The organism is Limnoraphis robusta CS-951, from assembly GCF_000972705.2.
Genome location: NZ_LATL02000208.1, coordinates 1 through 5972 on the forward strand (window position 1 = coordinate 1; position 5972 = coordinate 5972).

The following is a 5972-nucleotide window of genomic DNA, read 5'->3' on the forward strand; positions in this document are numbered from 1 at the left end:
CCCGCCCCGTTTTCCAACCCACCCCCTAACTTAATATCGGTGGTCAATTCAGCGGGAGTGATCAATGAATCTAAAATTTTTGAGTTTAGCAACATCTGGCATCTTAGCTGTGGGAACAACGTTGAGTGTAAATGTCGCTTATGGAAGTTCCTCTAAAACCCTAATCAACTTAGGNCGAAAAACTTAATATCGGTGGTCAATTCAGCGGGAGTGATCAATGAATCTAAAATTTTTGAGTTTAGCAACATCTGGCATCTTAGCTGTGGGAACAACGTTGAGTGTAAATGTCGCTTATGGAAGTTCCTCTAAAACCCTAATCAACTTAGGCTCCTCGGCCGATGAACTCAATTTCAACTCCAACTCTGTAAATTATAAGTCTAACCGACTACTGGCTCAAGGTGAGGATGAAGAAACGAATATTCGGGTTTATGAACAAGCGAGTCCGGCTGTTGTTTCGATAGACACGGAAAAAGCCAATGGTAGTGGTACGATTATCAGTCCAGATGGTACGGTTTTAACCAATGCTCATGTGGTTTCCCACGGTGGAGAGGTCAAAGTTACCTTAGCTGATGGTCGAGAAATGATAGCTGATGTCATCGCCTATGGAGAAGATGGGCTAGATTTAGCGGTTCTGAAAATTCGCAATGCTCGCAATTTACCGACGATTCCGATTGCCAGTCCGGCTTCGGTAAAAGTGGGTCAACGCGCCTTTGCCATTGGCAATCCCTTTGGTCAATTTCAAGGAACATTTACGATTGGAATTGTTAGTCGAATTGATGGAGAACGCAATCTTATTCAAACCGATGCGGCGATTAATCCGGGAAATTCAGGCGGACCGTTACTCAATAGCAAAGGCGAATTAATTGGCGTCAATACGGCAATTTTTACACGGGGTAGTAGTGGCGGTAATATTGGGATTGGTTTTGCCATTTCGGTTGATAAAANTCAAACCGATGCGGCGATTAATCCGGGAAATTCAGGCGGACCGTTACTCAATAGCAAAGGCGAATTAATTGGCGTCAATACGGCAATTTTTACACGGGGTAGTAGTGGCGGTAATATTGGGATTGGTTTTGCCATTTCGGTTGATAAAATCCCCTCATTTTTGCAGGCGGTCAAAGAAGGACGTGCGCCTCGAGTGGCTCAATCTCAAAGACCGTTGGCATTTTCGGGTCAATCGGCTAAAAAAATTATCCTGAATGGCCCCGAAGTTAGAGGTCGCCTCGATCAGAATAATAGTATTTTGCCGATTGATAAAAGCTACTATGATATGTATTCTTTTGAGGGAAAAGCCGGTCAGCAAATTGCGATCGAAATGAGCAGCCAGGATTTAGATTCTTACTTAATTTTGCTGAATTCCGATGGTAGTGAATTGGCACAAGATGATGATAGTGGTGGCGGTAAGAATGCCAAAATTATTGTTACTCTACCTGCCACTGGCGAATATATTTTGTTAGCAAATTCCTATGAAGCGGGAGAGTCGGGGGACTATCAATTAAAACTACGAATTGCGGCAGAAAACCTCAATCCCTCTGATCGCTCAAATCGGTTAATTTTAGAGGAACAGGGAACCTTAGATGGGACAGATGCCGTCCTTCCTTCCGATGGCAGTCGGTATGACGAGTATAGCTTTGAAGCAGAGGCAGGTCAGGCTGTGACCATTCGACTCGAAAGTTCAGATTTTGATCCCTATGTAGCTTTGTTTAGCCCGAACGGTCAACTTGTGGGAGAAAATGACGATGCCAACCAGTCCGAGAAAAATGCGGTCTTGACCCTCACTTTACCGATGACAGGTCGCTATCGAGTCGTCGTCAACGCCTATGATAGTACAGGTCAAGGTCAGTACCTGCTAACCGTTCGATAAACATCTACTTGTTCGAGATCAAGACGGCACTCCGATCTGAGTGAATGTCCAAACTCGTCAACTGAGTTGGGCTGACTTTCCATTTTCCGTCCCATAGAGGTTATTTATGCATCAAATTCAATTTTGGGCAGTGATTGCTAGTTTACTGACCGTTTTTCCCGCTCATGCTCTCAGTCCTGATTTAAGCGTTCAGTCTCGTCTGGCCGGATCAACAGACGCGAATTCTGATGAGATCAAAGGGGTTCAGGTTGATAATATCTTGGCTCAGGAAACACCCTCACCTGAACCGGCTCCTGAACCGGCTCCTGAACCGGCTCCTGAAACGCCCTCACCAAAGCCCTCACCAACGCCCTCACCAACGCCCTCACCAACGCCCTCACCAACGCCCTCACCAACGCCCTCACCAACGCCCTCACCCTCACCAACCCCAGCTCCGACTGAGGCTCCAGAATCATCTAATTTCATTTTAAACGAGCAAGGCGAGCTGGGTGAGGGTGACTCTGTATTAGCCTCTGATAGCAGTTTGTATGATGAGTACAGCTTCGAGGGCAAACAGGGACAAGAAGTGACGATTTCGCTAGATAGTAGTGAATTTGATACTTATTTAGCCATCTTCACACCGGATAATAAGTTGCTCGAAGAACATGATGATATTAGTCAGAGCAATTCCAATTCTCAAATCACAGTAACTTTGCCCAGTGATGGAACTTATCGGGTGATTGTTAATTCCTACGATGATAAAGGACGGGGCAAGTATAACCTGACAATCAAGTAGAACATCGAAAATGAGGAATGAGAAATTGAGTGGTAANTTAGCCATCTTCACACCGGATAATAAGTTGCTCGAAGAACATGATGATATTAGTCAGAGCAATTCCAATTCTCAAATCACAGTAACTTTGCCCAGTGATGGAACTTATCGGGTGATTGTTAATTCCTACGATGATAAAGGACGGGGCAAGTATAACCTGACAATCAAGTAGAACATCGAAAATGAGGAATGAGAAATTGAGTGGTAATCAATCGTCTCATTCCTGCTTCCTTGCATCTTAACGCAAACCTAACCAGGTGAATAAATCTTGGCCAGTGAAAAACTCCAGTCCCAAAAGAATCACAAAACCCAGCATAGCAAAGCGACCATTAATCTGCTCGGCATAGCGAGTCCAACCAAAAGCGGGTTCCCAGGGAGTTGAGTTTGGGGGAGGATTGGAGTCTGTAGTCGGAGGNTCTCATTCCTGCTTCCTTGCATCTTAACGCAAACCTAACCAGGTGAATAAATCTTGGCCAGTGAAAAACTCCAGTCCCAAAAGAATCACAAAACCCAGCATAGCAAAGCGACCATTAATCTGCTCGGCATAGCGAGTCCAACCAAAAGCGGGTTCCCAGGGAGTTGAGTTTGGGGGAGGATTGGAGTCTGTAGTCGGAGGAGTGGAAGAACTCATTTTTGCTGCTCCAAGCGTTGAACAGATTCAATTAGCGATCGCACGGTTTTTGTCCCTTCAGACGGTTCAAAGCTCAAGGGAAACTTACCTCGACTGAGCATTCGTAACCCTAACGGTCCTAAACCGAGCAATGCTTTAACATCACGCAGATAGTTGCCAATCACTAAAATACCAAACTTGCGTTCATCTACCCAACCCCCTTGTTTCACCAAATCCACTAACACTTTACGATGACGAATGGGGGTGCTATCGTTTGCATTTTTCCGTTCGAGAATTTCGTGTTTAATTTTGGTAATTTGATCCAGTGGGGCGACTTCCATCGGACAGACGGTATTGCAGTTGTAGCAGCGAGTACAGCCCCAAACGCCTTCTGTTCCTTGATTGTACTGTTCTATGCGCTCCAGAGTGCGATCGTCACGGTTATCGGCAAGCATCCGTTGGGCTTTTGCAAGGGCGTGGGGGCCTGCAAATTGGGGATTAACTTCTAAGGCATTACATTCAGAATAACAAGCCCCACAGAGAATACAATTCCCCATTTGGTTGAGTTTGGCTCGTTCTTCGGGAGTCTGCAAAAATTCTCGTTCGGGAATGGCTCGACTCTGGGTGCTAACATAGGGTTCAACTTTTTCTAGATTTCCCCAAAATCCTTTCATATCCACCACAAGATCTTTGATCACGGGCATATTTCCCATCGGAGCAATGGTAATTTCAGGAATTTTGTTCGCAGCATTCTCAACGGAACTGGAAGCGGCAATTTTTTCTAAACGAGCCAATTCGCTACCAATATTTTCTTTACAAGCTAATGCTGAACGGCCATTAATTCGCATTCCACAACTTCCACAAATGGTATTGCGGCAATTTTTGCGAAAGGCTAATGTTCCGTCTATTTCCCATTTAATGCGGTTGAGACAGTCAAGAATTGTATTTCCGGGATCGACTTCCAGCTTGTAAGTTTGAACATGGGGGCTATTGTCTTGAGTTTGGCGAATAATCTTAAACTGAACTTCCATATTTTTTGAGTGAGGCTTTATTTTTCAGTATAAGGANTTCCACAAATGGTATTGCGGCAATTTTTGCGAAAGGCTAATGTTCCGTCTATTTCCCATTTAATGCGGTTGAGACAGTCAAGAATTGTATTTCCGGGATCGACTTCCAGCTTGTAAGTTTGAACATGGGGGCTATTGTCTTGAGTTTGGCGAATAATCTTAAACTGAACTTCCATATTTTTTGAGTGAGGCTTTATTTTTCAGTATAAGGACTGTCTGAGGGATTGGCAATTGCCGTGATCATTCTGATTGAAAATCTAGGATTTCTTTAGAAAATGCTCGACAGAATATCATCAAAGTGAATTACTCGATCACTTGTAACTTTTGAATTTGTTGTTCAGGAATTCCCCAACTGCGTAAGATGGTATAAGCCAAAATCTGATGACCTGCTAAATTTGGATGAATCCCATCTCGAGTTAAGATATTTTGGGCTTGTCCTCCATAACGTTGATAGGTTAAAATAACATCTCGAAAGGGAAGATTTAGGTCAAGAAATTTGCATCTATTTTGAGCAGAAACCTCTCGCATCACCGCTATATATTCACGCAAACGGATATTTTCTCGACTGTTTAAATCTTCAGTAATAATAGTGGGTGACAATAACAAAACGGATATATTTCGCGATTGTGCTGCTTGCACCATTGCCGTTAAATTCTGACGATAAACTTCTATATTTTGCGTGTTTTGCTGTTCGGTACTGGAATTTTTGAGACTTTTAATAATATCATTGACACCAACATTAATCGTCACCAAATCCGGCTGTTTTTCTAAAACATCTTGTTGAAATCTTACCTGTAAATCTCCTGAAGTTTGACCGGAAACTCCCGCTTGAATCAGTTGAATTTTTGACTGAGGATAGAGGGTATTCAGATATTGTTGCATCAGCCATACATAGCCGCCATAATTNGCTGTTTTTCTAAAACATCTTGTTGAAATCTTACCTGTAAATCTCCTGAAGTTTGACCGGAAACTCCCGCTTGAATCAGTTGAATTTTTGACTGAGGATAGAGGGTATTCAGATATTGTTGCATCAGCCATACATAGCCGCCATAATTTCCGCCTGCTTGGGTAATACTATCTCCCAATAAAATAATTTTTTGTTTTCCTTCGAGGGGAGTTACTTGTTGTGCGGGAGTGAGTTCAACCGCAATAGGAGTTGAGGGGATACTGAGAATTAATCCCACTGTAAATAATCCAGAAATTGCCCGAATAAAATTTTTATGGGGTAATATTTTAAAATCAAACGAAGTCATTTTAACGTTATTTTGATTCATAACAGGCGTTTTTCTTACACTCCTCTAGTCTAAATTTATCTTTGATCATTCTAAGTTAAAATCAGTCATTGATAACATTTATTGTGCTTGCTTACTCTTGTCTTTTCAAACTCCATCCTCGGTTAAAATTTCTACAGTTCCCTGATAACCATCCACTCGTACACGTTGACCATTTTTAAACCGAGAAATCGCATTCGGAATATTCATCACGGCTGGAATTCCATACTCCCGAGCGATAATTGCACCATGAGAAAGTTGTCCACCCACTTCAGAAATAATCGCTTGAGCATTTATTAACAAAGGCGCCCAACCTGCATCTGTATAAGGAACAACTAAAATCGATTTT

6 protein-coding genes and 2 pseudogenes are annotated in these 5972 nt (G+C 42.8%); 3 read left to right on the forward strand and 5 right to left on the reverse strand.

Annotation, left to right across the window (positions count from 1 at the left end; translation table 11 throughout):
* Positions 1-217: 217 nt before the first annotated feature.
* The 3 genes and pseudogenes from WN50_RS35405 to WN50_RS17790 form a co-directional block, all read left to right on the forward strand.
* On the forward strand, positions 218-944 hold a 727-nt coding region (locus tag WN50_RS35405), incomplete at its 3' end, for a S1C family serine protease (RefSeq protein ID WP_235441013.1).
* Between the two features lies 1 nt (position 945).
* Positions 946-1864, forward strand: a pseudogene (locus tag WN50_RS35410) (PPC domain-containing protein); the annotation flags it as partial.
* A gap of 106 nt (positions 1865-1970) precedes the next feature.
* On the forward strand, positions 1971-2639 hold the full coding sequence (locus WN50_RS17790; protein WP_049560067.1) for a PPC domain-containing protein: 669 nt from the start codon (positions 1971-1973) through the stop codon (positions 2637-2639).
* A 475-nt stretch (positions 2640-3114) separates the two neighbouring features.
* On the opposite strand, the gene WN50_RS17800 is transcribed toward WN50_RS17790, so the two are convergent.
* The 5 genes and pseudogenes from WN50_RS17800 to WN50_RS17825 all read right to left on the reverse strand — a co-directional run.
* Positions 3115-3306 (reverse strand): chlorophyll a-b binding domain-containing protein, encoded by a 192-nt coding sequence (locus WN50_RS17800; RefSeq protein WP_046278464.1) that lies wholly within the window; start codon positions 3304-3306, stop codon positions 3115-3117.
* Positions 3303-4316 carry a succinate dehydrogenase/fumarate reductase iron-sulfur subunit gene (locus WN50_RS17805; RefSeq protein WP_046278463.1) on the reverse strand — a complete coding sequence of 338 codons (1014 nt, stop codon included), beginning with the start codon at positions 4314-4316 and terminating at the stop codon, positions 3303-3305. The genes WN50_RS17800 and WN50_RS17805 overlap by 4 nt, the downstream gene beginning before the upstream one ends.
* A 37-nt stretch (positions 4317-4353) precedes the next feature.
* A pseudogene (locus WN50_RS17810) lies at positions 4354-4528 on the reverse strand (2Fe-2S iron-sulfur cluster-binding protein); the annotation flags it as partial.
* A gap of 127 nt (positions 4529-4655) precedes the next feature.
* Positions 4656-5258 (reverse strand): SGNH/GDSL hydrolase family protein (locus tag WN50_RS17815; protein WP_053221545.1); only part of this gene is annotated, 603 nt, incomplete at its 5' end.
* Positions 5259-5731: 473 nt separating this feature from the next.
* Positions 5732-5972, reverse strand: a 241-nt coding sequence (locus WN50_RS17825; RefSeq protein ID WP_049560072.1) for a PEP-utilizing enzyme, incomplete at its 5' end; no start/stop codon positions are given.